The sequence below is a fragment of the Alicycliphilus denitrificans K601 genome, from assembly GCF_000204645.1.
GTDB lineage: Bacteria > Pseudomonadota > Gammaproteobacteria > Burkholderiales > Burkholderiaceae_C > Alicycliphilus > Alicycliphilus denitrificans.
On the sequence record NC_015422.1, the window covers coordinates 1,621,583 to 1,645,872 of the forward strand.

The window sequence follows — 24,290 nt, forward strand, 5'->3', positions numbered from 1 at the left end:
TGCTATTGAAATAAGAGCTACTGGCGCTTGATGGAAAAGCGCCAGGGGTCTTTTTTGCTTGAATTCCTTCAGAACACGAACACGCCCTTGCCGCCGGCCTGCCCGTCGAAGACGCGGTAGGCCTCCTGGGCCTGCTCCAGCTTCCAGTGGTCGGTGAAAAGCCTGTCCACCTGCACGCCGTGGCGGGCCACGAAGGTCACGCAGTCCTTCATGCTCGGCTCCGAGAAGGTGTAGGAGCCGACGATGGTGCGCTGCTTGCCGATCACGTCCTTCATGCCATCCACATGAAGGTTGCCGCCCACGGCCACGAGCGCGATGCGCCCCCAGGGGCGTGTGCAGCGCACGGCCTGCTGCTTGGGCACGTCGCCGCCCGCGCAGTCCATGGAACAGGTCGCGCCCAGGCCGCCCGTGAGCTTGAGGATTTCCTCGATCGGATCGGCCTTGCTCCCGTCGATCACGTGGGCCGCGCCGAACTCCCTGGCGCGCGCCACGCGGTCGGGCGCGATGTCGATGCCGATCACCTCCGCGCCCATGGCCGCGGCCAGTTGCACGGCCGACAGTCCCACGGGCCCCAGGCCGAACACGGCCAGCGTGTCGCGCGCGGTGACATTCAGGCGCAGCAGCGCCCCCCAGGCCGTGCCCGTGCCGCAGGAAATGGCCGCGCCCGTGGCGTAGGACACCTCCTCGGGCAGATGCACCAGCGAAGTCACGGGCACCTTCATGTAGTGCGCGTGGCCGCCATGCTTGATGACGCCGTGGATGTCCGCGCCATGGCTGCACATCTGCGTCCAGCCGCTGCGGCAGTGGTCGCAGTGGTTGCAGCCCTCGTAGTGGAACACCGTGACGCGGTCGCCCACCTTGAACACGCGCGGATCGACGGCCGAGCCGACCGCGACGATCTGGCCGCAGGGCTCGTGGCCCGCGATGATGGGCGTGTCCTCGGCCATGCCGCGCGAGGCCAGGTCCTTGAAGCCCAGGGACTTGAGCACCTCGGCGGGCTTGTTGCGGTAGAAGTGCAGGTCGCTGCCGCACATGCCCGAGGCCTTCATCTCGACGATGGCGTCGCCGGGGCCGGGCGTGGGGTCGGGGAAGTCGAGGATTTCGAGCTTCCGGTCGCCTCTGAATACGATGCCGCGCATGGTGGTCTCCTTGATGGTCAAACGTACAGGTTGGGGAACTGCCCCGTGGTGCTGATGACGGTGGTGCGCGTCTCCAGGTACGGATCGAGCGCGTCGATGCCGTTCTCGCGCCCCCAGCCGCTGGCCTTGAAGCCGCCGTAGGGCGTGGACCAGCGCAGGAACGAATAGGTGTTGACCCAGACCATGCCCGCCTCGATGCGGCTGGAAACGCGGTGCGCGCGCCCCACGTCGCGCGTCCACAGCCCGGCCGTGAGGCCGTAGGGCGTGTCGTTGGCGATCGCAATGGCCTCGTCCTCGCCGTCGAACGGGATCAGCGAGGCCACGGGCCCGAAGATCTCGTCGCGCGCGATGCGCATGCCGTTGTCCACGCCCGCGAACACCGTGGGCTCGACGAAGTAGCCGGCCGCGAGCTCGGGCGTGTCGATGCGGCGCCCGCCCGTGACGAGCTCGGCGCCGTCCTCCTTGCCGTACTGGATGTACGACAGCGTCTTGTCCAGCTGCTGCTGGTGTGCCTGCGGCCCCATGTGGTTGGCGTCGATCCAGGGCAAGCCCACGCGTACCGCCTTGGCGCGTTCGCGGAAGGCCTCCACCACGCGGTCGTAGATGCTGCGCTCCACCAGCACGCGCGAGCCCAGCGCGCAGCTCTGGCCCGTGAGGCGCCAGGCCGAGGCCGTGGCGGCGTTGATGGCGTTGTCGATGTCCGCGTCGGCGAACAGGATGTGCGGCGCCTTGCCGCCCAGCTCGAAGGTGAAGCGCTTGAGGTTGTCGGCGCCGTCGCGCACCATGCGCCTGGCCGTGGCGGTGGAGCCGGTGAACGAGACCTTGTCCACGTCGGGGTGCTCCACCAGCCGCTGGCCCGCCGTGCGGCCATGGCCCGGCACCACGTTGAACACGCCGGGCGGAAAGCCCGCCTCGTGCACCAGCCGCGCCAGCACCAGCGCGGAGACGGGCGTGGACTCCGCGGGCTTGACCACCAGCGTGCAGCCCGCCGCCAGCGCCGCGCCCACCTTCAGGCAGGTGGCCAGCAGCGGCGCGTTCCACGGAATGATGGCGCCCACCACGCCCACAGGCACGCGCGTGGTGAAGGCGTGCACGCTGTCGTCGATGGGAATGGTCGTGCCCTGGGCCTTGTCGGCCAGCGACGCGAACCACTGGTACCACTGCACCTGGGCCGTGAGGCTGGCGCGGTGCTCGCGCACGAGGTTGCCGTTGTCGTGCGACTCGATCACCGCCAGCTCGGGGATGGCGGCGGCGAACAGGTCGGCCAGGCGGCGCAGCAGCGCGGCGCGCTCGTGGCCGGGCTTGCGGCTCCAGGCCGGGAAGGCGCGGCGCGCGGCCTCGACCGCGCGGTCGATGTCGCGCGCGCCGCCCAGGGGCGCGATGGCCCAGGGCCGGCCGGTGGCGGGGTCGATGCTCTCGACGAGCTCGCCGTCAATCGGTGTCACCCATTCGCCGTTGATGTACAAGTGCTCGTAGCGGGGCAGGAGGGCAGAGTCTTGGGGCATGGCGCTCTCACATCAGGTTGAAGGGATCTGCGCCCGGGATGGCGAAGCACGGGCCGGGCGCCTTCGTGCCGTTGAAGATCGGCGAAACGGCCACGCTCCCGGCCGAGGTGGAGGGGCCGAAGAAGACGACGGCGCGAGCGCGGGACTCCACTGCGGCCAGCGCGCCCGGAACCGCAGTGCCCGCGGGCGTGCGGACAAGGTGATGAAGATGCAGCATGGTGTTGTCTCCTGCCTGGTTTTTCCGGGATCGTTTCAGGCCCGTTCGCCTGGCCAGGCCAGTGCGAGCGCGCCAATCTAGGAGAGAGCCGATGGGGGGTCAATTGACGAAGTGCGAAATGCCGATTCGACGGAATTGAAGAAGATCCGGCCGGCCGCACCCGCACCTCCCGAAGGCCGGTGTCAGGACCGCTTGACCAGCTCCGCCACGCGCCGCCAGCGCGCGTCCTCGGCCGGCAGGCTGGCCTGGAACGCGCGGTGCTCCACCAGCTCGACGAACATCGACTGCTTGTCGCAGAAGGCCTTGAACTCGGGCGAGCGCGCGATCCTTGCCAGCCCGTCGGACACCAGGGCGACCATGGCGTCGGGCGCCCCCGCGGGGGCGAACGCGCCCATCCACGAAGCCACCTCGAAGCCGGGAATGCCGCACTCGGTGCCCGTGGGCACGTCGGGCAGAGCCTCCCAGCGATTGCGGCTGGTCACGGCCAGCGCGCGCAGGCGGCCGGCCTTGATCAAAGGCAAGACACCGCCCGATCCCTGGCAGGTGAAGGCCACGATGCCGGCCACCGTGTCGGTCACGGCCTGGGTATTGCCCTTGTAGGGGATGTGCTTGGCCGAGGTCCTGGTCAGGTCGTTCAGGATCACGGTGCACAGGTGCGATGTGCTGCCCACGCCGCCCGAGCCGTAGTCGACCTCGCCGGGCCTGGCCTTCATCGCGGCCAGCAGGTCGGCCATGGTCTTGTAGGGTGAGTCCGCCGCCACCACCACGGCCAGCGCGGCGCTGCAGATGCGGGCGACGGCCTTGAAGTCCTTCACCGGGTCGTAGGTGGCCGATGCCTCGCCCGAGTAGCGCGCGGAGAAGTGCGTCACGCCCGTGAACAGCAGCGTATGGCCGTCGGCGGGCGACTTGGCCACGGCCTCGCTGCCGATCGCGCCGCCCGCGCCGGGGCGGTTCTCCACGACGACGGGTACGCCCGCGATTCTGGACAGCGGCTCGGCCGCGAAGCGCGCGGCGGCGTCCACGGTCGTGCCGGCGGATGCGGCGACCAGCAGGCGGATGGGCTTGCCGGCGATCGGCTGCGCCAGCGCGATGGCGGGGCCCAGCGCGGCGGGCAGCGCGGGCAGGGCCTGCAGGAGGTGGCGGCGTGAAATCATGGTGGTTCTCCTCGGGTACGGGGCTATTGCGCCGCGGCGCACAGGGCCGTCAGGTCGGCGGCCTTCATCGCCGGGTCCATGGCGCGCAGCGCGGCGAGCAGCGCGCGGGCGCGCCCGGCGCCCAGCACGCCTTCGGTCAGTTCCATGAACTTGGCGTCCTGCACTTGCTCGGGCATGGGGTTGGTGTCGGTGCCGATCGGGTCGGCGACGAAGACATGCTGCGAGCTGCCGTCCTGGAAGGCGACCGTGACGTCGGCCACGAACTTGCCCGGGTGGCTCTTCTCCAGCGCGGGCTCCTCGGTGATGCGGATGCCGCGCGCCAGCGCGATGACGGGCGCCATGTCCACCTTGCCGGCCAGGTAGTCGCGGTGCACGGGGTAGCCGTTGCCCAGGCCCAGCAGCGCGAACGCGGCCTGGATGGGCAGGCTGAACTGCACGTGCTCGATGTTCCTGGGCGTGTAGGCGTTGGCGTTGGCCGTGCCCACGACCACGTTGAAGTGCGGCGTGATCTTGAGGTGCACGTCGGCTATCTCGGTGCGGCGCGCGGCGAAGGGGCGTAGCGCGTCGATGTAGGCGTGCGTGCAGTAGCAGGCGCAGTAGGCCTTGAGCCAGACGGTGGCGATCTGGAAGGGCTGGCCGGGGGCGAAGCGCGCCTCGGCGCCGTCGCCCGGGCCGCGCTGCAGGAAGGTCTTGAAGAAGCCCTTGTTGCCGCTCAGGAAGGCGCGTGGTCCGGTGATGCCGGCGCGCGCCATCTCGGCCGCCGCCATACCGCTCTTCGTGCCTATGCCCGCATGGATGCGCTTGATGGAGCCGCCCGTGGAGGTGTACTCGGTGGTGCCGCTGGTGTGGCTGAGCGCGATGGCCAGCGCGTGCAGCGTGGTCTCGGCGTCGAGCCTGCGCAGCTTGGCCGCCACGGCCGCAGCGCCGAAGCTGGAGAGCACGCAGTGCGGGTGAAAGCCCCGCTGCAGCAGGTCGGGCGCGGCCAGCAGGCCGATGCGGGTGTAGACCTCGTAGCCTGCCACGAGAGCGGTGACGACTTCCTCCAGCGTCGCGCCCAGCTCCTCGCCTAGCGCCAGCGCCGCCGGGATCACGCAGCTGCCCGGGTGGCTGTAGCTGGGGCCGTGGGCGTCGTCGTACTCGAAGCCGTGGCCGTAGGAGCCGTTGACAAAGGCGGCGTCCTGCGCGCTCATGGTGAGGCCGCTGGCGGCCACGCGGCTGGCGCCGGGGCGCTGCTGGGCGGCAGCGTACTTGAGCAGCTGCTGCGACCACGGCATCTGCGAGATGCCGATCTGCAGCGCGAGCTGGTCGCGCATCAGGCGGTTCACGCCCGCGTGGGCGGGGGCGTCGAGGTCTTCGTAGCGCAGGTCCTGGACGAAGCGCACCAGCGCTTGCTCCAGGGGCGGGCAGTGGGGAAGGGCGGAGTCGGTCATGGTGTTTATTGCTCCTCAAAAGATAGCTGCAGGCGCTTGCTGCATAAGGTATAATTCGGGAAATTCCTTCTCAGACAAGGTTGAAGTAGGTCGCCTTGGGGTACAGGAAGCTCTCCACGTGCTCCTTGCCCCCCTTCCAGCCGTAGCCGCTCATCTTGGTGCCGCCAAAGCCCGTGGCCGGGTCGATCACGCCGTAGCAGTTGACCCACACCGTGCCCGAGCGGATGCCCTGCGAGACCTTGTGCGCGGTGCCGAGGTTTTGCGTCCACACGCCGCCTGCCAGGCCGTAGGGCGTGTCGTTGGCCAGCCGCAGCGCGTCCTCCACCGTGTCGAACGGGATCACCGAGGCCACGGGGCCGAAGATCTCCTCGCGGGCGATGGTCATGTCGTTGCGCACGTTGGCGAACACCGTGGGCTCCACGAAGAAGCCCTTGCCCAGTTCGCCGCCGGTCAGGCGCTGGCCGCCGTGCACCAGCTGCGCTTCCTTGCCGCCGATGTCCATGTAGTGCATCACGCGGTCCAATTGGCGCTGCGAGATCAGCGGGCCGATCTGCACGCCGCTCTCGCGCCCGTCGCCGATCTTGATGGTCTTGGCGAAGGCCGCCAGCCGCTGCACGAACTCGTCGTGGATGGCGCGCTGCACCAGGATGCGCGTGCCCGCCACGCAGACCTGGCCGGTGTTGCTGAACACGCCCATGGCCGCGCCGGGCACGGCCTTGTCCAGGTCGGCGTCGGCCAGCACGATGTCGGGCGACTTGCCGCCCAGCTCCAGCTGCAGGCGCTTCAAGTTGCCCGCCGACGCGCGCACGATGGCCTGCGCCGTGCCCACCGATCCGGTGAAGGCCACGCGGTCCACGCCCATGTGTTCGGACAGGGCCTGGCCCACGTCCTTGCCGTAGCCGGTGACGACGTTGATGACGCCCTCGGGCACGCCCGCCTCCATCATCAGCTCGGACACGCGCAGCGACGAGAGCGATGCGTCCTCGGCGGGCTTGAGCACCGCCGTGCAGCCCGTGGCCAGGGCCGGGCCGTAGATCCACCACAGGCCCATGAGAGGCCCGTTCCACGGGATGATGCCGCCCACCACGCCCACGGGCACCTGGTGCTTGAGCGCCATGAAGTTCGGCGCGATGGACATGGGCGTGCCGGTCACCGAGCCCGCCAGGCCCGTCTGTGACGCGTAGAACTGCAGCAGCTGCGACAGCCATTCCTTGTAGCCGCGCGTGCGCGCGAGCGGCGCGCCCATGTCCAGCGTCTCGATGAGCGCCAGCTCCTCGAAGTTGTCCATGATCGCGTCGTGCACCTTGAGCAGCAGCTTGCGCCGCTCGTGCGCGGTGAAGCGGCTCCACGGACCCTCGAAGGCCTTGCGCGCGGCCGCCACGGCGCGGTCCACGTCCTGCGCGTTGCCCTGGGCGATGCGGCACAGCAGCTCGCCGTTGGCGGGGTTGATCGCGTCGATGTGCTGGCCCGTGCTGGACGCGACCCACTGGCCGCCGATCAGCAGCTGCTTGGTTCCTTGAACGAAGGCGGGGATTGTTGGCTGGCTCATGCCTGTCTCCTTTGGTCTTTCAAGTGTTTTTGGCCTGTAGCGATTGCTGGAAAAGCGCTGACAGCTACTGAATGAGTAGCAATGCGGGTCAGAGCCGCACCATCACCGACTTGGCCTGCGTGTACGCCTCGATGGACTCCGCGCCGAACTCGCGCCCCCAGCCCGACTGCTTGTAGCCACCGAAGGCCATGGCGGGATCGGCCTCGCCGAAGGTATTGATCCACAGGCGCCCGGCCTTGAGCGCCTTGACGACCTTGTGCGCGCGCGAGACGTCGCGCGTCCACACGGCGGCCGAGAGGCCGTAGGTCGTTTCGTTGCCTTGCAGCACCGCGTCGTCCTCGTCCTTGAACGGGATGATCGAGAGCACGGGGCCGAAGATCTCCTCCTGCGCGATCTTCATGCCGTTCTTCACGTTGTCGAACACCGTGGGCTCGACGAAGTAGCCCGGGCCGTTCCACGCCTTGCCGCCCAGGCGCAGCGCGGCGCCGCTTTCCTGGCCCGCGCCGATGTAGGACCACACGCGGTCGCGCTGCCTGGCGGAGATCAGCGGACCCAGTTTGGTGTCGGCCGCGAACGGGTCGCCCGCCTTCCACGTGGCGGCCTCACTGGCCACGCGCTCGGCCACCTCGTCGTGGATGCTCTCCTGCACGAACAGGCGCGTGCCGGCCGAGCACACCTGGCCCGAGTTGCCGCAGAAGGTCTTGACGGCCGTGGCGATGGCCTTGTCCAGGTCGGCATCGGCGAACACCACGTTGGGCGCCTTGCTGCCGAGCTCCAGCGTCACCTTCTTGAGGTTGCTGGTGGCGTCGCGCACCACCTGCTTGCCCACGGCCGTGGAGCCGGTGAAGGCGATCTTGTCCACGCCCAGGTGCTGCGCCAGCGCCGCGCCCGCCGTGGGGCCGAAGCCCGGCAGCACGTTGATGACGCCGGGGGGCAGGTCCGTCTCCTGGATCAGCTCGGCCAGGCGGATGGAGGTCAGGCACGCCAGCTCGGCGGGCTTGAGCACCACGGTGTTGCCGCAGCACAGCGCATTGGCGAACTTGATGGAGGCCATGAGCACCGGCACGTTCCACGGGATGATCTGGCCGCACACGCCCAGCGGCTCGCGCAGCGTGTAGATCAGCGTGCTGCCATCCGAAGGGATGGTGGTGCCCAGCACCTTGGAACACCAGCCCGCGTAGTAGCGGAAGATGTCCGCGCAGGCCGTGGCCGCCGCCGTGGCGTACCAGAGCGGCATGCCGTTGTCGAGCGACTCGATGGCGGCCAGCTCGGGGATATGCGCCTCGACCTTGTCGGCGATCCTGAGCAGTGCGCGCGTGCGGGAGTGGGGCGACATGGCAGACCACGAGGGCGCTTCGAACGCCTTGCGCGCGGCCGCGACGGCGGCGTCCACATCCGCTTGTTCGGCCTCTGCCACGCGGCACAGCAGCTGCTCGGTGGCGGGGTTGAGGGTCTCGAAGGTCTTGCCCGATACGGCATCGACCCACTGGCCGCCGATCAGCAGGCGCTTCGGGGCCTGGCCGATCCAGGCGATCGCCTGGGCGCGCGCGGCTTCGGCGGGGGAGGGGGGTGCAACGGTCATGGTGTCTCCTTGTGTCGCAAATATTCTTTTAGGGCTAACTATTGTTTGTTAGTTTTGTGGACGCACTGCTGCCGGCAGTGGCAGTGCGTCATGGTTCAACCCGGCAGCCGTGCCGAGGGGAAATCGGGCGTGCGCTTGGCGCGCAGCGCCGCGAGCCCTTCCTTCACGTCGGGCCCCAGGAAGCACAGCATTTCCATGGCCAGGGAGTTGTCGAAGATCGGCCCCGCCTGGCGCATCCAGTTGTTGAGCGACTTCTTGGTCGCGCGGATCGCCGCCTGGCTGCCGCGCGCAAGGTTGGCGGCGATGGCGAGCGACCTGGGCAGTACCTCGGAGCGCGGGGTGCAGAAGGTCACGAGGCCGATGCGCTCGGCCTCCTTGCCGTCGATGAAGTCCGCCGTCATCAGGTAGTACTTGGCCTTGGCCATGCCGCACAGCAGCGGCCAGATGATGGCCGCGTGGTCGCCGGCCGAGACGCCCAGGCGCGCGTGGCCGTCGGTGAGCCTGGCGTCCTCGGCGATCACGCTCACGTCCGCCAGCAGCGCCACGGCCAGGCCCGCGCCCACGGCCGTGCCGTTGATGGCGGAGATGATGGGCTTGTCGCAGGCCAGCATGTTGTAGACGATGTCGCTGGCCTCTTTCATCACGCGCATGGTGGCTTCCTGGCTGTTGGCCATCTCCTCCACCACCGACAGGTCGCCGCCCGCCGAGAAGGCGCGCTCGCCCGCGCCCGTGACCACGACGGCCTTCACGCCGGGGTCGTCATTGACCACGCCCCAGAGCTGGGTCAGCTCCCAGTGCATGCGGTTGTTCGTGGCGTTCATGGCCTCGGGCCGGTTGAGCGTGGCCAGCAGCACGCCATCGGGCTTGCGGTCGAACAGGATGAACTGGAAATCTTCGTATTGCATGGCGTCCACGGTCCAAGGTTCAAGAGTGCTGACGGATGGTGCAATGTAGGCACCCGGCCGGCGCTTGTGCAACGCATGTCGGGTGCGTGTTCCGTACTTTGACGCGTTATATGCGATAGCGCCGGCCCAGGAGGACGCACGGCGCGATGCCCGTGGCCGTCAGCGCGAACACCCAGGCGCCTCCCAGCCAGGCGATGATGACGCCTGCCAGCAGGAGCACCAGCACGAGCGAGGCATTCACCGCCATGCCATTGAACACGATGGCGGCGGCCAGCGCCGTCCAGCACTGCGCGGCCAGAAAGCCGCTGCGGCGATCGACGATGTCTGTGATGGCGCTGCCCGGCAGGGCCAGCAGGAAGACGGGCAGGGTGGTGCAGGTCTGGATCATGGCTACCATCAGCTTGCTGTCGGTGAGCGAGGTCATGGGCCAGACGGCGGCCACGTCGCTCATCCACATGCAGACGTTGGCCATGAGCCATACGCCCCACAGCCGGGGGAAGCTCGGGTGGCGCAGGAGCGCTCCAGGGGAGTCTGCGCGTGTACCGAGGGGCATATTCTTCACGGTAAGAAAAAAAGGGCATGACAGAGTCATGCCCCAACCCTTGGAAGTAACAACTATGCGTTCGGCGCGGCTCAGAAGGTGTGCACGACGCCGGTGCTGAACTGGTTCTGCTTGTCGCTGTCCGACGTGGCGGAGTACATGCCGGCCTTGCCGCCGTTCTTCACGGTCTGGTGCGAATACAGCGCATACAGCCAGGTGCGCTTGCTCAGCACGTAGTTGGCGCCCAGGTTGACTTGGCGCACATCGTAGTTCTGTACGGACTTGTCGTTTTGGAACTGGAGGCCACCCATGACGATCCATTGCGGACTAAGCGGGACGCGCGCGTACATGGTGAACACGTCCGCATCGTTGCCCTGCACGTTGAGCGCGTTTTCCTGGCGGGTATAGACCGCGCCGTAGCGGGCGCCGTTGAGCTTGTAGGAACCGCCCAGGCCGAGGATTTTGTCCTTGGCCTTGCCTGGGGCGCATCCGCCTGCGTCTTTGCACTGTGTCTCGTGATAGACCAGGCCGGCCTCGATGCTGTCGCTGACGTAGCTGCCGCCGAGCGAGAGGACGCGGCCTGCAGAGTTGGAGCCGGCGACTTCGCCGAACGCTGTCAAGGCATGCACCTTGAAGCCCGAGAAACTCGGGGACGCGTACTTGATGGCATTGCTCACGCGCGTGCCCAGCATGTTGTTGAAGCGCGCTGACGCGCCGGCGGTAGCCGCGCCGTCGATGGTGGCGGTGGGGTTGCCCAGGTAGGGGGCCTGGGTCGATCCGATGAGGACATCGCTGATGGAGGGCAACAAGCGGCCTGCCGTCACCTCGCCGAAGCTGGCGGAGCGCAGGCCAATCCAGGACTGGCGCTGAAAGAAATCACCCTGGATGGCGCCGGTATCGGCCCAGATACCCGATTCCAGGTTGAAGATGGCGCTTAGGCCGCCCCCCAGATCCTCGCTGCCGCGCAAACCGAAGCGCGATGTCAGCGCACTGCCGCTGCGCACCTGATTGGAACTGGCTCCGCCGACGTTATCGATGTGGACAAGGCCCGCATCCATGAGGCCGTACAGCGTGACGCTGCTTTGCGCGAAGGCGGGCGATAGCGCCATGCCGGCCAGGCCGGCAGCGAGTGCGATGGTTTTTTTCATAGTCAAGGGTCTCCTTCGAGGTGGGTGAAAAATGTGCTGTCGTGCGTTTGCGCCGGGGCGCCGTTCATTCCTTGGCGTAGCCCAGGTCGGTCGCCACCTTCTCGGTCCGCGCGGCGTCTTCCTTCAGGAATTTCGTGAACTCCTCGGGGCTCATGCGGCCCGCTTCGGCGGCGTCGTTGCGGAAGCGCTTCTTCACGGGTTCGCTGGCCAGCGCCGTGCGCAGGGCCTTGGCCAGGCGCGGAACGACGTCCTTGGGCACGTTGGCCGGGGCCAGCAGGCCCAGGTACACGTAGAAGCTGTAGTTCGGCAGCCCCTGCTCGGCCAGGGTGGGGATGTCCGGGAAGACGGGGGAGCGGGTGGTCGAAGTGATGCCGAAGGCGCGCAGCTTGCCTTCCTTGACCAGCGGGCCGGAGGAGTTGGCGCCGTCGAACATCACGTTGGCGCGGCCGCCCACCACGTCGGGCAGGGCCGCCGCGGCGCCCTTGTAGGGCACGTCCAGGAACTTGGTGCCCGTCTGGTGGAAGAACAGAGCGGCCGCCATGTGCACGCTGGTGCCCTTGCCCGCGTGGGCCATCACCAGCTGGCCCGGCTGGGCCTTGGCGTTGGCGATGAGCTCGGCCAGCGTCTTGCTGGGCTGGCCGGGCGGGCCCACGAACAGGAAGGGCGCGCGGTTCATCATGCCGATGCCGGTGAAGTCCTTCTCCAGGTCGTAGCCGGGCTCCTTGCGGAACGCGGGCAGCTGGGCGACGGTGTTGGCCGCGGCCAGCAGCGTGTAGCCGTCGGCGGGCGCGGCCTTCACGGCGCGGATGCCCAGCAGGCCGTCGGCGCCGGGGCGGTTCTCTATGACGATGGGCTGCCCCAGGTCCTTGGACATCTCCTGCGCGACGACGCGCGTCGTCACGTCCAGCAGCGCGCCGGGCGACGAGTGGACGATGATGCGGATGGGACGGCTGGGATAGGTGTCGGCCTGCGCGGGCAGGGTGCCGAACGCCACGAGGGTGCATGCGGCCAGGAAGCGGCGCTTGCTGGTCATTGTTTGTCGTCTCCTTTATTTAAGCTAGCGTTAGTTTGGTTTTGCGGTATGGAAAGGCGCAATGCACCGGCGCTGCTTGTTCCGTACATCGGCGAAAAAGCGCGTTTGCGTGTCTGTTTTTGATGAATGTCAGTGGGCCCCGGCCGCGCGGGCCATCAGGCATAAGGGCCGGCGCACGCGGCAACGCCTGCGCCGGCCGGGCCCGTGCGCACCGGGCCGCGCAGCGGCATGCCGCCGCGCCCATTCGCGGCGCGTGATTCCGCTTTGCAGAACATGAGGGACGGCATGCCGCCGTGCCCGTTTCGTGGGGAATGGGCCGCCTGGAGAGTCATCTAGGTGACTGGAGAAGCGCCCGCACCGTCGGTATTTACCCTGGAGTTGTTCTGCATTGCAGAATCGCCGGAAATCGGCCGCGCGGCGCTGGCTAAGCTGCGCCCGCAACCCTGCAGACGCCTGCCCCGCAGTGGCCGGAGCATGGCCCGGGGTGGTGCTTGAACCCGAGGAGGAGTGAGACGATGCGGACAGCTCTGGATGTGAACGCAGCCCCCCGCGCCCGCCGGTGGCGCGGGCCGGCGATCGGTGCGAGGAGGGGCGGCTGATGGAGATGCTCATGCAGCAGGTCCTCAACGGGCTGACCCTGGGGGGCATCTACGGCCTCGTGGCGCTGGGGCTGACGCTGGTGTACGGCATCCTGCACGTGCCCAACTTCGCGCACGGCGCGTTCTACATGGTGGGCGCGTTCGTGGCCTTCCATGCGATGAACGCCTGGGGCTGGGGCTACTGGGTCGCCATGCTGGCCGCCGCGGCGGTGGTGGCGGCCCTGGCGGTGGTGAGCGAGCGGCTGGTGTTCCACCCGCTGCGCAAGGCGTCGGGCATCCACCCGATGATCGCGGCCATCGGCGTGCTGCTGTTCCTGGAGGCCGGGGCGCAGGCGCTGTGGGGCGCGGACTTCCAGCGCATGCCCACGCCCTACACCTCCATCGTCGAGATGGGCGGCATCACGGCGCCGGCCCAGCGCCTGCTGATCATCGCCGCGGCCTTCGCGCTGATGGTGGCGCTGCACCTGTTCCTCACGCGCACGACCACGGGCTCGACCATCATCGCCATGGCCCAGAACCGCGAGGGCGCGTCGCTCGTGGGCATAGACGCCAACCGCGTGTCCATGCTGACCTTCGCCATCTCGGGCATGCTCGCGGCCGTGGCGGCCACGCTGTACGCGCCCATCAATCTGGTCTACCCGGCCATGGGGAACCTGGTCATCACCAAGGCCTTCGTGATCATCATCCTGGGCGGCATGGGCAGCGTGCCCGGCGCCATCGTGGGCGGCCTGATCATCGGCTTCGCCGAGAGCTTCGGGGCCTTCTACATCTCCACCGACTACAAGGACATCGTCGCCTTCGTGCTGCTGGTGGTCATCCTGTCGCTGCGCCCGCAGGGCCTGTTCGCGAAGAGGGGGCACTGAATGAGCGGATTCATCGACAGCCGCGCCGGCTGGGGCCTGCTGCTGGCCGCCAGCCTGGCGTTCCCCTGGGTCGCGGGCAACGACTACCACCTCACGGTGATGAGCACGGCCTACATCTTCGCCATCGCCACGCTGGGCCTGAACCTGATCACGGGCTACACGGGGCAGCTCAACCTCGCGCACGCGGGCTTCATGGCCGCGGGCGCCTACACCGTGGGCATTCTCACGGTGGACCATGGCTGGCCCTTCTGGGGCAGCCTGGTGATGTCGGGCGTGGTGTGCATGGTGCTGGGCTACCTGATCGGCGTCGTGTCGCTGCGCCTGAAGGGCCACTACTTCTCGATCTTCACGCTGTGCGTGGGCTACATCATGTTCCTCGTGATCGAGAAGTGGGAGGGCCTGACCCACGGCACGGTGGGCATCATGGGCATCCCGGCGCCGGAGGCCATCGGCGCGCTGAGCTTCGAGTCGCCGCTGGCGCTGTACTACCTGGTGCTGGCCTTCCTCGTGCTGTCGGTCTGGGCGATGCAGCGCATCGTCAAGTCGCTGCTGGGCCGCACCTTCATCGCCATACGCAACAGCGACGAGCTGGCCGAGGCGCTGGGCATCAACCTCATGCGCAACAAGGTGCTGGCCTTCATGCTGAGCGTGGTCTACGCGGGCGTGGCGGGCGGCCTGTACGCGGGTTTCGTGCGCTTCATCGGGCCGGACATGGCCGGCGTGCACCACACCTTCGACATGATGATCTTCGCCATGGCCGGCGGCTTGGGCACGGTGCTCGGGCCGCTGCTGGGGTCGATAGGCATGCCCTGGCTCACGCAGTACCTGCAGTTCCTGCAGGAGTACCGCTTCATCGTCTTCGGGCCCATTCTCGTGATGCTGGTGATCTTCATGCCCTACGGCGTGGTGGGCAGCGTCACCGCATGGCGCGCGCGCCGCAATGCCAGGAAGGGGCAGCAGCATGCTCAAGATTGACCACCTGACCAAGCGCTTCGGCGGCCTGGCCGCCGTGAACGACGTGAGCACCGTGATCGAGGAGGGCAGGATCAACGCCATCATCGGCCCCAACGGCGCGGGCAAGACGACGTTCTTCAACCTCATCAGCTGCGTGCACAAGCCCACCAGCGGCACCATCACCTTCGACGGGCGCGACGTGACGTCGCTGCGCACCGACCAGGTGGCCCGGCTGGGCGTGGCGCGCACCTTCCAGACCACCACGCTGTTCGACCGCTCCACCGTGCTCGACAACCTGATCGTGGGCCACCGCCTGCGCACGCATTCGGGCCTGTGGGACGTGCTGCGCGGCTCCAGCCGCCTGCGCGAGGAGGAGCGCGTGTGCCGCGAGAAGGCGCGCGAGGCGCTGGACTTCGTGGGCCTGTCGCGCGTGGCCCACCGCCTGGCGGGCGACATCACGCAGGAGGAGCGCAAGCGCGTGGCCTTCGCGCTGGCGCTCTCCACCGACCCGCGCCTGATGCTGCTGGACGAGCCGGCTGGCGGCGTGAACCCCGAGGAGACCGAGGGCCTGGCCGAGCTCATCCGCAAGATCGTGCGCCACGGCATCACGGTGGCGCTGATCGAGCACAAGATGAACATGATCATGAGCCTGGCCGACAAGATCCTGGTGCTCAGCTACGGCGAGAAGATCGCCGAGGGCACGCCCGAGGAGATCCGCCGCAACCCCGCCGTGATCGACGCCTACCTGGGGAGCGAGCATGCTGAAGTTTGACGACGTCTCGCTGAAGTACGGCAGCTTCCTGGCGCTGGACCGCGTGAGCCTGCACGCGGGCAAGGGCGAGCTGGTGGTGCTGCTGGGCGCCAACGGCGCGGGCAAGAGCTCGCTGTTCCTCACGGCCAGCGGCATCCACCGCGCGGCCGGCGGCTCCATCACCTGGGAGGGGCGCGAGCTGGTGGGCAGCAAGCCCTCGGCCATCGTGCAGGCCGGCGTGGTGCAGTGCCCCGAGGGGCGCAAGCTGTTCCCGCAGATGAGCGTGCGCAAGAACCTGGAGCTGGGCGCCTACGTGCACCGCCGCGACCCGGGCCCGAGCCGCCAGACGCTGGAGGAGGTGCTGGAGCTGTTTCCCATCCTGCGCGAGAAGCAGCACGATCCGGCCGGCTCGCTCTCGGGCGGGCAGCAGCAGATGGTGGCCATCGGCCGCGCCATGATGGGGCGCCCGCGCGTGCTGCTGCTCGACGAGCCCTCGCTGGGCCTGGCGCCGCTGGTCATCAAGCAGATGTTCGAGGTGATCCAGCGCATCAACCAGGCCGGCACCACCGTGCTGCTGGCCGAGCAGAACGCCTACGCGGCGCTGCGCATCGCTCACCGCGCCTACGTGCTGGAGAGCGGGCGCATCGTGCGCGAGGGCCTGCCCGGCGAGCTGCTGGCCGACGATTCCATCCGCAGGGCGTACATCGGCGCCTGATCTCTTTTTTTCCCTTTCACCACTCGACTGCAGGAGGCACACCCATGCGCGCATTCCCCCGCTTCACCCGCCGCCAGATGACGGCACTGGCCGTGGCGGCCGCGGCCCTCGCCGCCGGCCCGGCGCTGGCGCAGGAGGTGATCAAGATCGGCTACTCGGGCCCGCTGTCGGGCGGCGCCGCGCAATACGGCAAGAACGTGCTCGACGGCATGCAGATGGCCGTGGCCGAGATCAACGCCGGCAACCCGGAGGTCGGCGGCAAGAAGGTCCGCTTCGAGGTCGTCCCGCTGGACGACAAGTACAACCCGTCCGAGACCGCCATCAATGCCCAGCGCCTGGTGCAGCAGCACAAGGCGGCGGCCATCCTGGTGCCGCACTCGGGCGGCATCTTCGCGCTGCAGACCTCCAACGAGCGCAACAACTTCATCGTGCTGGCCTACAGCTCGGTGCCGCAGATCACCGAGCGCGGCAACAAGCTCACGCTGCGCATCCCGCCCGAGTTCACGAGCTACATCGCGCCGTTCTCCAGGTATGTGATGGGGCGCTATGGCAAGAAGGTGGCCATGATCGGCGCGGACCACGACTACGGCAAGGCCTGGGCCGCGGCCTTCAAGCCGGGCTGGGAGAAGCTGGGCGGCACCGTGGTGGCCGAGAACCCCATGAGCTACAACCGCGCCACCGACTTCTACAGCGGCGTGAGCAAGGCGCTGGCCGAGAAGCCCGACGTGCTGTTCGTGGGCGGCGCGTCCGAGCCCACGGCGCTGGTGGTCAAGCAGGCGCGCGAGCTGGGCTTCAAGGGCGGCTTCGTGGTCATGGACCAGGCCAAGCTCGACGAGATGGCCCGCGTGGTGGGCGGCTACGGCCTGCTGGAAGGGGCCATCGGCGTGATGCCCGTGTCGGAGGACACCAAGCCGGAGAACAAGGCGTTCATCGAGCGCTTCGGCAAGATGTACCCGGGGCGCATCCCCGGCTCCGAGGCGCTGTGGAACTACACCGCCGTGCACGCCACCTTCCGCGCCATGCAGCTCGCGGGCTCGGCGAGCGACACCAAGGCCATCCACGCGAAGCTGGACGCGGCCTACAAGGCGCTGCCGCCCGAGGTCAACCCCGGCGGCGTGCAGGGCGTGGACCAGCGCGGCGGCACCGTCACCACGGAGCGCGGCGCGGCCGTGCGCAACGGCAAGGTCGAGCCCATCCAGACCGGCCAGTGACGCAGCAGGCCCGCGCCTTGGGGCGCGGGCCGTGCTTCAAAAACGGGAGCTGCCTGCGCTTGCCAGTTCCAGGTTTCAAAGCGAAATTTGCTTGAAAACCTGAACTGGCAAGCGCAGGCAGCTCCTTTTTTTGAGAGCGATCAGGGTGCCGAGGTCGCCTCGCTGTCCTGCAGCGCGCGCCACTGCACCTTGCCGGTGCCGGACTTGGGCAGGGCGTCCACGAACTGCACCAGGCGCGGGCTCTTGTAGGCGGCCATGTGGCCGTGCGCCCAGTCGGCGATCTCCTGCTCGGTGACCTTGCCCCTGAACGCCTCGCGCAGCACCACCACGGCCTTCACGGTCTCGCCGCGGCGCGCGTCGCGCGCGGCGATCACGCAGACCTCCTGGATGGCGGGGTGGGCGTACATGAGCGCCTCCACCTCGGCGGGCCAGACCTTGAAGCCGCTGGCGTTGATCATGCGCTTGAGCCGGTCCACCATGTAGAAGTAGCCGTGCTCGTCGGCGCGGGCCAGGTCGCCGGTGCGCAGGAAGCGCTTGCCGTTCAGCGTGACGAAGGCGGCCGCCGTGGCCTCGGGCTGGCCCCAGTAGCCCTGCATGACCTGCGGGCCGTGCACGATGATCTCGCCCACCTCTCCGGGCGGCAGCTCCGCCAGGGTGGCCGGGTCCACCACGCGCGCGTCCACGTCGAAGATGGGGATGCCCAGGCATTGCTTCATGGGGCGCTGGGGCGGGTTGATGTGCGTGGCGGCCATGGTCTCGGACATGCCGTAGCCCTCCAGGTAATCGAGCCGGCACAGCTCCTGCAGCCGCGTGGCCACGGCCTCGGGCATGGCCGCGCCGCCGCCGCTCAGGCGCCGGATGCTGGAGAAGTCGTACTCTCCCAGGCGCGGGTTGGACAGCAGATCCACCACCATGGTCACGATCATCTGCGTGCCCGTGACGCGGTAGCGCCCGATGAGCTGCGCGGCCGCGTCGCGGTCCCAGCGCGGCAGCAGCACGATGGTGGCGCCGGCGTAGAGCGAGCCGTTCATGCCGCCCTGCATGGCGGTCACGTGGAACAGCGGCAGCACCACGAGCGTGACCGCGTCCTGCTGCGTGTTCAGCCACTGCGTGCCGGCCACGGCGTTGTACATGACGCTGCGGTGCGTGTGCATGCAGCCCTTGGGGTGGCCCGTGGTGCCCGAGGTGTAGGGCATGACGGCCAGGTCGTCGGGGCCGGCCGCCAGCGGCGCGGGGTGCAGGCCCGCGGCGAGCGCGTCGCACCAGGCCACGGCGCCGGGCTCGTCCACGCTCTCGCGCGGGGCGGCCACGAAGGCGGGCACGGGCAGGTCGGTGGGCGCGGTGAGGTAGTCGCCGTACGCGGCCACCACGGAGTGGCGCAGCCCGGGGGCCTGCGCGTCGTCGTCGGCCGCGGCCCGGCCCTCGCGCAGCAGCGGGCGCACCTGGGCGAACAGGTCCTGCGCCGCGAGGATGGTGCGCGCGCCGGCGTCGTCCACGTAGTGGCGCAGCTCCTCGGTCAGGTTCATCGGGTTGACCGGCACCACCACCGCGTCGGCGCGCAGGATGGCGTAGTAGCCGATCACGAACTGCGGGCTGTTCTGCATGTACAGCAGCACGCGGTCGCCCTTGCGCACGCCGCAGGCCTGCTGCAGGTGGGCGGCCAGGCGCTCGGTCTCGTCCTGCAGGCGCGCGTAGGACAGGACCGAGTCGTAGAACACCAGCGCCGCCTTGTCCGGGTAGCGCATGGCGGAGACCTCGATGTTGCGGTACAGGTGCGTGGCGGGCACCGTGAGGTGGCGCGGCAGCAGGTGCGGCCAGTGGGCGAAGTGGCGGTCGGACATGGGCGGCGCTCAGCGGGCGGTCATGTACCGAGAGAGCTCCATCTTGCCGATCTGGTTGCGGTGCACCTCGTCGGGCCCGTCCGCGAAGCGCAGCGTGCGGGCCTGGGCGTAGGCGGCGGCGAGCGGGAAGTCGTCGCACACGCCGCCGCCGCCGTGCACCTGCATGGCCCAGTCGATCACCTGGCAGGCCATGCCGGGCGCGGCCACCTTGATCATGGCGATCTCCTTCTGCGCGACCTTGTTGCCCACGGTGTCCATCATGTAGGCCGCGTTGAGCACGAGGAAGCGTGCCTGGTCGATCAGGATGCGCGCGTTGGCGATGCGCTCGCGCGTCACGCCCTGGTCGGCCACGGGGCGGTGGAAGGCCACGCGGCCCAGGGCGCGCCGGCACATGAGCTCCAGCGCGCGCTCGGCCACGCCGATCAGGCGCATGCAGTGGTGGATGCGCCCGGGGCCCAGGCGCCCCTGGGCGATCTCGAAGCCGCGGCCCTCGCCCAGCAGCACGTTGGACACGGGCACGCGCACGTTGTCGAAGCTCACCTCGCCATGGCCGTGGGGCGCGTGGTCGTAGCCGAAGACGGGCAGCGCGCGCTCCATGGTCACGCCCGGGGTCTTCATGGGCACGAGGATCATCGACTGCTGGCGGTGGCGGCTCGGGTGGTCGGGGTCGGTCTTGCCCATGAAGATCAGGATCTCGCAGCGCGGGTCGGGCGCGCCCGAGGTCCACCACTTGCGGCCGTTGATCACGTACTCGTCGCCCACGCGTTCGATGCGCGCCTCGATGTTCGTCGCGTCCGACGAGGCCACGGCGGGCTCCGTCATCGCGAAGGCCGAGCGGATGCGGCCCTCCAGCAGCGGCAGCAGCCACTGGCGCTGCTGCTCCTCGCTGCCGTAGCGCACCAGCGTCTCCATGTTGCCGGTGTCGGGCGCGGAGCAGTTGAAGGCCTCGGGCGCGACGTGCGAGCGGCCCATGATCTCGCACAGCGGCGCGTATTCCAGGTTGGTCAGGCCCGCGCCGTACTTCGACTCGGGCAGGAACAGGTTCCACAGGCCGGCGGCGCGGGCCTTGGCCTTGAGCTCCTCCATCACCTTCGTGGGCTGCCAGGGGTTGCCGGCCTTGCGGTTCGCGTCCACCTCGTGGTGGTACGCGCTCTCGGCGGGGTAGACGTGCTCGTCCATGAAGGCCGTGAGGCGCTTTTGCAGATCGACGACCTTGGGGGAGTAGGAGAAGTCCATGGGTGTGGTCCTGTTGGGTGGATCAGATGAGACTCGCGCCGCCGTCGATCACCAGCCCCTGGCCGGTGATGTGGCGCGAGGCCTCCGAGGCGAGGAACACCACGGCGCCCTTGAGGTCCTCGTCGCCGCCGATGCGCCGCAGCGGCGTGCGCTGGACCAGCGTGGGGCCGAGCTTGTCGATCAGCCCGCTGGCCAGCTTGCTCGGGAAGAACCCCGGGCACAGCGCGTTCACGCGGATGCCGTAGGTCCCCCACTCGGACGCCAGCGTGCGCGCGAAGTGCAGCGCCGCGGCCTTGGATGTGTTGTAGGCGATGGTGTTCATGCCCGGCGGCGTGCCCTTGAGCGCGGCCACCGAGGCGGTGACGATGATGTTGCCCCGCCCCTTGGGGATCATCACGCGCTTGCCCACCTCGCGCGAGAGGAAGAAGGGCGCGTTCACGTTCAGGTCCATCACCTTGTGCCAGGCGGCGTCGGGGTAGTCCTCGGCCTTCTCGCCCCAGGTGGCGCCGGCGTTGTTGACCAGGATGTCGATGGTGCCGAAGCGCGCGAGCACCTGGTCCACCATGGCCGGGATCTGGTCGAACTTCGACAGGTCATTGACCACGGTCTCGACCTCGTAGCCCAGGCCTTCGAGGTGGGCCTTGGCCTGCGCCAGCTCGTCGGCCTTGCGCGCCGTGATGGCCAGCCGCGCGCCCATCTCGCCCAGTGCCTCGGCCATCTGCAGGCCCAGGCCGCGCGAGCCGCCGGTGATGAGGGCGACTTGCCCGGTCAGGTCGAAAAGCTGTTTCACGCTCATGGTGGGAATGCTCCTGGGTGGTTTGTGCAATGGAGGGGGGCGATTTCTGCATTGCAGAATTTGAGTGGGGTCATGCTAGCCACCGCCCGCCGCGCCGTCTGTCACCTGCGAAACTCGCGGTGCGGCTGCCATGGTTCCGCTTTGCAGAACCGATGGGAATGCCGGTCCGTGCGTTTCGGGGGGTAAGCAAAAAACGGCTCCAGCGCTTTATAGGCAAGCGCCAGCAGCTATGAAAAGTGGGTACTGGCGCGGTCAGCGGCAGAGCGCGGCCTCGATGCGCACCACCATCTCGATCAAGCGCGGGCGCACCTCGGCGAGCAGGAACTCGGGCGGCAGGTTGAACGACGGGCCACCGCAGTTGATCACCATCGGCGGCAGGCCGCCGCCGGGGTGGAAGGCGCGGGCGATGGCGTTCACGTTGCGCTGCCATTCGCCGAACGAGCAGGTCACGCCCAGGCTGCGGTAGTCCTGCAGGGCCTTGTCGATGCCGGCCTGCACCTCGCCCCAGGCCATCTTGTCGCCGCGCGCACGCATCTGCTCCAGCGCGGGGCTGCGCACCTCCTCGGGAACGGCCGCCAGCCAGGCCCGGCCCATGGCCGAGGTGGCCAGCGCGATGCGCGAGCCCACGTCCAGGCTCAGCGTGAGCAGGGCCGAACTGCGGCAGTTCTCCACGTAGATCATCGAGAAGCGGTCGCGCGTGCCCAGCGAGACCTCGGCCTTGGCGAAATCGGCCAGCTCCTGCATCAGCGGGCGGGCGATCTGGCGCACGTCCAGCCGCACCAGCATGGCGCTGCCCAGCGACAGCGTGGCCGTACCCAGGCGGTACTTGCCCGCGTCCTCCACGTGGATCAGGTAGCCCAGCCGCGTGAGCGTGTACGTCAGGCGCGAAACGGTGGACTTGGGCAGCCGGCAGCGCTGCGCGATCTCCTGGTTGCCCAGCACCTTGTCGCCCGAGCGGAAGCACGCCAGCACCTCCAGGCCGCGCGCCAGCGCCGTGACGAAGTGGCGGTCTTCCTTCGGCGGGCGGGGAGCGTTGCGCGGCGCGGGCATGCGCGGATTATCGAGGGCGGCGCGGATCCTGTCCGAAGCGCTATGCTATTTGCACCGATGAACATTCCTAGCAAAACGACGATGAGCACCTACCAAGCATTGCTGGAGCAAAAGAAAGCCCTGGACCAACGGATCGCCGAGGCCCGCAAGACCGAGGCCAGGCAGGCGCTGGCCACCGTCCATGCGCTGATCGCGGAGTTCGGCTTCACGGCGCAGCAGGTCTTTCCGTGGAAGCCCGCGGCCAGGAAGGTGCCGGCCAGGTACCGAGACCCCGTGACGGGTGCGACCTGGAGCGGGCGCGGCAAGCCGCCCAGGTGGATCAACGGCAAGGACCGGGCGGCGTTCGAGATCTGAGCCGGCCCGCGGCGCTCAGCCCCGCCGCGGCGCGTGCCGGCGCGCCAGCGCCGCCGATGCCGCCAGCAGCACCAGGCTCGTCGCCAGCATGAGCCACAGCGTGCCCGCGTGGCCCCAGCCGTCGAGCGCGAAGGCCAGCGCCACGGGCGCCGCCGCCGAGAGCACGAAGGCCGGCTTCAAGACCGCGCCGACGATGCGCCCGTAGCTCGCCGTATCGAACAGCAGCAGTGGCATGGCGCCGCGCGTGATGGTGGCGATGCCGTTGCCAGCGCCGTAGAGGAAGGCGAATGCCGCCGCGCCGTACAGCGTCGTGCCCACCACGAGCGAGACCGCGTAGCCGCCGGCCAGCAGGGCGCTGGGCAGCAGGTTGAGCCGGATGGCGTTGTAGCGGTGGCCCCAGGCCACCACCCACACCCGTCCCGTGAACTGCCCTATGCCCAGCAGCGCCGACAGCGTCACGGCCACCGAGGCGCTCCACCCCAGCCCCCGCAGCAGCTCGATGAAGTGCGCGGAGATGCCGGTCTGCATCACCATCGCGAGCACGGCGACGAGGCCGTAGAGCAGCGTGTCGGCGCGCGCCGGTGCAGCCCCGGGCCCGCCGGCCGGGGCCGCATGCCGCGGCGCATGGGCCGCGACCCGCGCCGCCGGAATGGCCAGGTGCAGGCCCGAGGCCAGCAGCAGGAACAGCGCATACACCCCCAGCGCGCCGCGCCAGCCCAGCGCCTGCGCGAGCGCCTGCCCCAGCGGCCAGAACACCGTGGAGGCCAGCCCGCCGAAGAGCGTGATCTGCGACATGGCCCGCTTGGAGGCCGCGCCGCCCAGGTGGGCCAGCGCCGCGAAGGCCGCGTCGTACAGCGCCAGCCGCATGCCCAGGCCCAGCAGCGCCCAGCCCGCCAGGTACTGGGCCGCGCCCGTGGTGGTGGCCAGCAGCGCGCAGCCGGCCGCGCCGATCCAGCAGCCCGTCATCATGGCGGCGCGGCCACCCTGCGCGTCGATCCAGCGCCCGGCCAGCGCCGACGCGCCGCCCATGACCACCAGCGCCAGCGAGAAGCCGCCCTGCACGAAGGCCGCACTCCAGCCCATCTCCTGCCCGATGGGCCGGCCAAAGACCGCTATGAGGTAGTGCATCGTGCCCCAGGCGACGAGCTGCGAGAGACCCAGGCACACGACCAGGGTCGCCCCGATGGAGGAGTCGCCCGGCGGCTGCATCGCGGGGCTGGAGGGGAGGGGTTTTCCGTGCGTCATGGGCTGCCTGCTGACTGTAGCGGCTCACCCGCCCATCCGGGGCGGGGGCAGCGCGAAAATCCTGCGGAGCTGGAAAGCCGGCCTGAAATTCGTGTTATAGTTCCAGTCTTTCCAGGGTGCACTGCCGAACAGGCGGCGCGGAGCGGAAGAAAACGCGGGAATAGCTCAGTTGGTAGAGCGCAACCTTGCCAAGGTTGAGGTCGTCGGTTCGAGACCGATTTCCCGCTCCAGAAATTGCAAGGGAAGCCAAGGCTTCCCTTTTTTGTTGGCCGAAATGGTCGCTCGGCGGCGTGCAGGGGCGCGGCGGGGCATTGCGCTCGCGTGCTGCTCCAGTTACCCTGCGCCGATATACCCTGCCGGGTGGCGGGCGCCCCGATGGTGAAATTGGTAGACACTGCGGACTTAAAATCTGTTTTGTCAAGTCCTTTCTGCTTTCGCCACCAAGCCGGAAGGTCAATAGTGGCAAGGACTT

General features: G+C 68.9%; 22 protein-coding genes and 1 tRNA gene. 7 read left to right on the top strand and 16 right to left on the bottom strand.

The annotated features are described in order from the left end of the window. Positions 1-68: 68 nt before the first annotated feature. The 11 genes from ALIDE2_RS07665 to ALIDE2_RS07715 all read right to left on the bottom strand — a co-directional run bounded on the left by ALIDE2_RS07665 (position 69) and on the right by ALIDE2_RS07715 (position 12,203). Complete coding sequence (locus ALIDE2_RS07665; protein ID WP_013519730.1) at positions 69-1,139, bottom strand: zinc-dependent alcohol dehydrogenase family protein; 1,071 nt, start codon at positions 1,137-1,139, stop codon at positions 69-71. 17 nt (positions 1,140-1,156) lie between these two features. Next, positions 1,157-2,644 carry an aldehyde dehydrogenase gene (locus tag ALIDE2_RS07670; protein ID WP_013519729.1) on the bottom strand — a complete coding sequence of 496 codons (1,488 nt, stop codon included), beginning with the start codon at positions 2,642-2,644 and terminating at the stop codon, positions 1,157-1,159. 7 nt (positions 2,645-2,651) lie between these two features. Then, positions 2,652-2,861 (bottom strand): hypothetical protein, encoded by a 210-nt coding sequence (locus tag ALIDE2_RS07675; protein ID WP_013519728.1) that lies wholly within the window; start codon positions 2,859-2,861, stop codon positions 2,652-2,654. Positions 2,862-3,043: 182 nt separating this feature from the next. Continuing rightward, entirely contained in the window at positions 3,044-4,015 is a 972-nt protein-coding gene (locus ALIDE2_RS07680; RefSeq protein WP_013721733.1) for a Bug family tripartite tricarboxylate transporter substrate binding protein, read from the bottom strand. A 23-nt stretch (positions 4,016-4,038) separates the two neighbouring features. Continuing rightward, a complete protein-coding gene (locus tag ALIDE2_RS07685) occupies positions 4,039-5,445 on the bottom strand; it encodes an MmgE/PrpD family protein (RefSeq protein ID WP_013519726.1) in 1,407 nt (468 codons plus the stop codon). Positions 5,446-5,515: 70 nt separating this feature from the next. Continuing rightward, positions 5,516-6,994 (bottom strand): aldehyde dehydrogenase family protein, encoded by a 1,479-nt coding sequence (locus ALIDE2_RS07690; protein ID WP_013519725.1) that lies wholly within the window; start codon positions 6,992-6,994, stop codon positions 5,516-5,518. 88 nt (positions 6,995-7,082) lie between these two features. Further along, positions 7,083-8,576, bottom strand: a complete 1,494-nt coding sequence (locus tag ALIDE2_RS07695; protein ID WP_013721734.1) for an aldehyde dehydrogenase family protein — start codon at positions 8,574-8,576, stop codon at positions 7,083-7,085. Positions 8,577-8,671: 95 nt separating this feature from the next. Beyond that, positions 8,672-9,481, bottom strand: a complete 810-nt coding sequence (locus ALIDE2_RS07700; RefSeq protein ID WP_013519723.1) for an enoyl-CoA hydratase/isomerase family protein — start codon at positions 9,479-9,481, stop codon at positions 8,672-8,674. A 106-nt stretch (positions 9,482-9,587) separates the two neighbouring features. Next, positions 9,588-10,034 carry an MFS transporter gene (locus ALIDE2_RS07705; protein ID WP_238530120.1) on the bottom strand — a complete coding sequence of 149 codons (447 nt, stop codon included), beginning with the start codon at positions 10,032-10,034 and terminating at the stop codon, positions 9,588-9,590. A gap of 80 nt (positions 10,035-10,114) precedes the next feature. After that, positions 10,115-11,170: a porin gene (locus ALIDE2_RS07710; RefSeq protein WP_013519721.1), complete on the bottom strand. Its 1,056-nt coding sequence runs from the start codon at positions 11,168-11,170 to the stop codon at positions 10,115-10,117. 64 nt (positions 11,171-11,234) lie between these two features. Next, positions 11,235-12,203: a Bug family tripartite tricarboxylate transporter substrate binding protein gene (locus tag ALIDE2_RS07715; protein WP_013519720.1), complete on the bottom strand. Its 969-nt coding sequence runs from the start codon at positions 12,201-12,203 to the stop codon at positions 11,235-11,237. 598 nt (positions 12,204-12,801) lie between these two features. Between ALIDE2_RS07715 and ALIDE2_RS07720 the strand changes: the two genes are divergently transcribed. Genes ALIDE2_RS07720 through ALIDE2_RS07740 form a run of 5 tightly spaced genes read left to right on the top strand, consistent with a single transcriptional unit; the run spans position 12,802 to position 17,296 of the window. After that, a complete protein-coding gene (locus tag ALIDE2_RS07720; protein ID WP_013519719.1) occupies positions 12,802-13,665 on the top strand; it encodes a branched-chain amino acid ABC transporter permease in 864 nt (287 codons plus the stop codon). Continuing rightward, positions 13,666-14,640, top strand: a complete 975-nt coding sequence (locus ALIDE2_RS07725) for a branched-chain amino acid ABC transporter permease (RefSeq protein ID WP_013519718.1) — start codon at positions 13,666-13,668, stop codon at positions 14,638-14,640. It abuts the gene before it with no gap. Then, positions 14,627-15,391, top strand: a complete 765-nt coding sequence (locus ALIDE2_RS07730) for an ABC transporter ATP-binding protein (RefSeq protein ID WP_013519717.1) — start codon at positions 14,627-14,629, stop codon at positions 15,389-15,391. The genes ALIDE2_RS07725 and ALIDE2_RS07730 overlap by 14 nt, the downstream gene beginning before the upstream one ends. Beyond that, the gene (locus ALIDE2_RS07735; protein ID WP_013519716.1) at positions 15,378-16,085 is read left to right on the top strand and encodes an ABC transporter ATP-binding protein; all 708 of its coding nucleotides are present in this window, start codon (positions 15,378-15,380) and stop codon (positions 16,083-16,085) included. The genes ALIDE2_RS07730 and ALIDE2_RS07735 overlap by 14 nt, the downstream gene beginning before the upstream one ends. 44 nt (positions 16,086-16,129) lie before the next feature. Then, positions 16,130-17,296, top strand: a complete 1,167-nt coding sequence (locus ALIDE2_RS07740; RefSeq protein WP_013519715.1) for an ABC transporter substrate-binding protein — start codon at positions 16,130-16,132, stop codon at positions 17,294-17,296. Positions 17,297-17,436: 140 nt separating this feature from the next. On the opposite strand, the gene ALIDE2_RS07745 is transcribed toward ALIDE2_RS07740, so the two are convergent. The 4 genes from ALIDE2_RS07745 to ALIDE2_RS07760 all read right to left on the bottom strand — a co-directional run bounded on the left by ALIDE2_RS07745 (position 17,437) and on the right by ALIDE2_RS07760 (position 22,219). After that, positions 17,437-19,137, bottom strand: a complete 1,701-nt coding sequence (locus tag ALIDE2_RS07745; RefSeq protein ID WP_013721735.1) for a long-chain fatty acid--CoA ligase — start codon at positions 19,135-19,137, stop codon at positions 17,437-17,439. A gap of 9 nt (positions 19,138-19,146) precedes the next feature. Next, the gene (locus ALIDE2_RS07750; RefSeq protein ID WP_013519713.1) at positions 19,147-20,373 is read right to left on the bottom strand and encodes an acyl-CoA dehydrogenase family protein; all 1,227 of its coding nucleotides are present in this window, start codon (positions 20,371-20,373) and stop codon (positions 19,147-19,149) included. Positions 20,374-20,395: 22 nt separating this feature from the next. After that, entirely contained in the window at positions 20,396-21,169 is a 774-nt protein-coding gene (locus ALIDE2_RS07755; RefSeq protein ID WP_013519712.1) for an SDR family oxidoreductase, read from the bottom strand. A 252-nt stretch (positions 21,170-21,421) separates the two neighbouring features. Next, on the bottom strand, positions 21,422-22,219 hold the full coding sequence (locus tag ALIDE2_RS07760) for an IclR family transcriptional regulator (RefSeq protein WP_013519711.1): 798 nt from the start codon (positions 22,217-22,219) through the stop codon (positions 21,422-21,424). An 81-nt stretch (positions 22,220-22,300) separates the two neighbouring features. On the opposite strand from ALIDE2_RS07760, the gene ALIDE2_RS07765 reads away from it, so the two are divergent. Next, the gene (locus tag ALIDE2_RS07765) at positions 22,301-22,573 is read left to right on the top strand and encodes an H-NS histone family protein (RefSeq protein WP_013519710.1); all 273 of its coding nucleotides are present in this window, start codon (positions 22,301-22,303) and stop codon (positions 22,571-22,573) included. Between the two features lie 15 nt (positions 22,574-22,588). Here the strand turns inward: ALIDE2_RS07765 and ALIDE2_RS07770 are convergent, their stop codons facing one another. Beyond that, on the bottom strand, positions 22,589-23,818 hold the full coding sequence (locus ALIDE2_RS07770) for an MFS transporter (RefSeq protein ID WP_013519709.1): 1,230 nt from the start codon (positions 23,816-23,818) through the stop codon (positions 22,589-22,591). Between the two features lie 154 nt (positions 23,819-23,972). On the opposite strand from ALIDE2_RS07770, the gene ALIDE2_RS07775 reads away from it, so the two are divergent. After that, positions 23,973-24,048: transfer RNA gene (locus ALIDE2_RS07775), tRNA-Gly, on the top strand. Positions 24,049-24,290 lie beyond the last annotated feature (242 nt).

Excerpts from the sequence above, each read along its gene's own strand:
- ALIDE2_RS07665 (WP_013519730.1), bottom strand. The coding sequence starts at position 1,139 with ATGCGCGGCATCGTATTCAGAGGCGACCGGAAGCTCGAAATCCTCGAC.
- ALIDE2_RS07670 (WP_013519729.1), bottom strand. The coding sequence starts at position 2,644 with ATGCCCCAAGACTCTGCCCTCCTGCCCCGCTACGAGCACTTGTACATC.
- ALIDE2_RS07675 (WP_013519728.1), bottom strand. The coding sequence starts at position 2,861 with ATGCTGCATCTTCATCACCTTGTCCGCACGCCCGCGGGCACTGCGGTT.
- ALIDE2_RS07680 (WP_013721733.1), bottom strand. The coding sequence starts at position 4,015 with ATGATTTCACGCCGCCACCTCCTGCAGGCCCTGCCCGCGCTGCCCGCC.
- ALIDE2_RS07685 (WP_013519726.1), bottom strand. The coding sequence starts at position 5,445 with ATGACCGACTCCGCCCTTCCCCACTGCCCGCCCCTGGAGCAAGCGCTG.
- ALIDE2_RS07690 (WP_013519725.1), bottom strand. The coding sequence starts at position 6,994 with ATGAGCCAGCCAACAATCCCCGCCTTCGTTCAAGGAACCAAGCAGCTG.
- ALIDE2_RS07695 (WP_013721734.1), bottom strand. The coding sequence starts at position 8,576 with ATGACCGTTGCACCCCCCTCCCCCGCCGAAGCCGCGCGCGCCCAGGCG.
- ALIDE2_RS07700 (WP_013519723.1), bottom strand. The coding sequence starts at position 9,481 with ATGCAATACGAAGATTTCCAGTTCATCCTGTTCGACCGCAAGCCCGAT.
- ALIDE2_RS07705 (WP_238530120.1), bottom strand. The coding sequence starts at position 10,034 with ATGCCCCTCGGTACACGCGCAGACTCCCCTGGAGCGCTCCTGCGCCAC.
- ALIDE2_RS07710 (WP_013519721.1), bottom strand. The coding sequence starts at position 11,170 with ATGAAAAAAACCATCGCACTCGCTGCCGGCCTGGCCGGCATGGCGCTA.
- ALIDE2_RS07715 (WP_013519720.1), bottom strand. The coding sequence starts at position 12,203 with ATGACCAGCAAGCGCCGCTTCCTGGCCGCATGCACCCTCGTGGCGTTC.
- ALIDE2_RS07720 (WP_013519719.1), top strand. The coding sequence starts at position 12,802 with ATGGAGATGCTCATGCAGCAGGTCCTCAACGGGCTGACCCTGGGGGGC.
- ALIDE2_RS07725 (WP_013519718.1), top strand. The coding sequence starts at position 13,666 with ATGAGCGGATTCATCGACAGCCGCGCCGGCTGGGGCCTGCTGCTGGCC.
- ALIDE2_RS07730 (WP_013519717.1), top strand. The coding sequence starts at position 14,627 with ATGCTCAAGATTGACCACCTGACCAAGCGCTTCGGCGGCCTGGCCGCC.
- ALIDE2_RS07735 (WP_013519716.1), top strand. The coding sequence starts at position 15,378 with ATGCTGAAGTTTGACGACGTCTCGCTGAAGTACGGCAGCTTCCTGGCG.
- ALIDE2_RS07740 (WP_013519715.1), top strand. The coding sequence starts at position 16,130 with ATGCGCGCATTCCCCCGCTTCACCCGCCGCCAGATGACGGCACTGGCC.
- ALIDE2_RS07745 (WP_013721735.1), bottom strand. The coding sequence starts at position 19,137 with ATGTCCGACCGCCACTTCGCCCACTGGCCGCACCTGCTGCCGCGCCAC.
- ALIDE2_RS07750 (WP_013519713.1), bottom strand. The coding sequence starts at position 20,373 with ATGGACTTCTCCTACTCCCCCAAGGTCGTCGATCTGCAAAAGCGCCTC.
- ALIDE2_RS07755 (WP_013519712.1), bottom strand. The coding sequence starts at position 21,169 with ATGAGCGTGAAACAGCTTTTCGACCTGACCGGGCAAGTCGCCCTCATC.
- ALIDE2_RS07760 (WP_013519711.1), bottom strand. The coding sequence starts at position 22,219 with ATGCCCGCGCCGCGCAACGCTCCCCGCCCGCCGAAGGAAGACCGCCAC.
- ALIDE2_RS07765 (WP_013519710.1), top strand. The coding sequence starts at position 22,301 with ATGAGCACCTACCAAGCATTGCTGGAGCAAAAGAAAGCCCTGGACCAA.
- ALIDE2_RS07770 (WP_013519709.1), bottom strand. The coding sequence starts at position 23,818 with ATGACGCACGGAAAACCCCTCCCCTCCAGCCCCGCGATGCAGCCGCCG.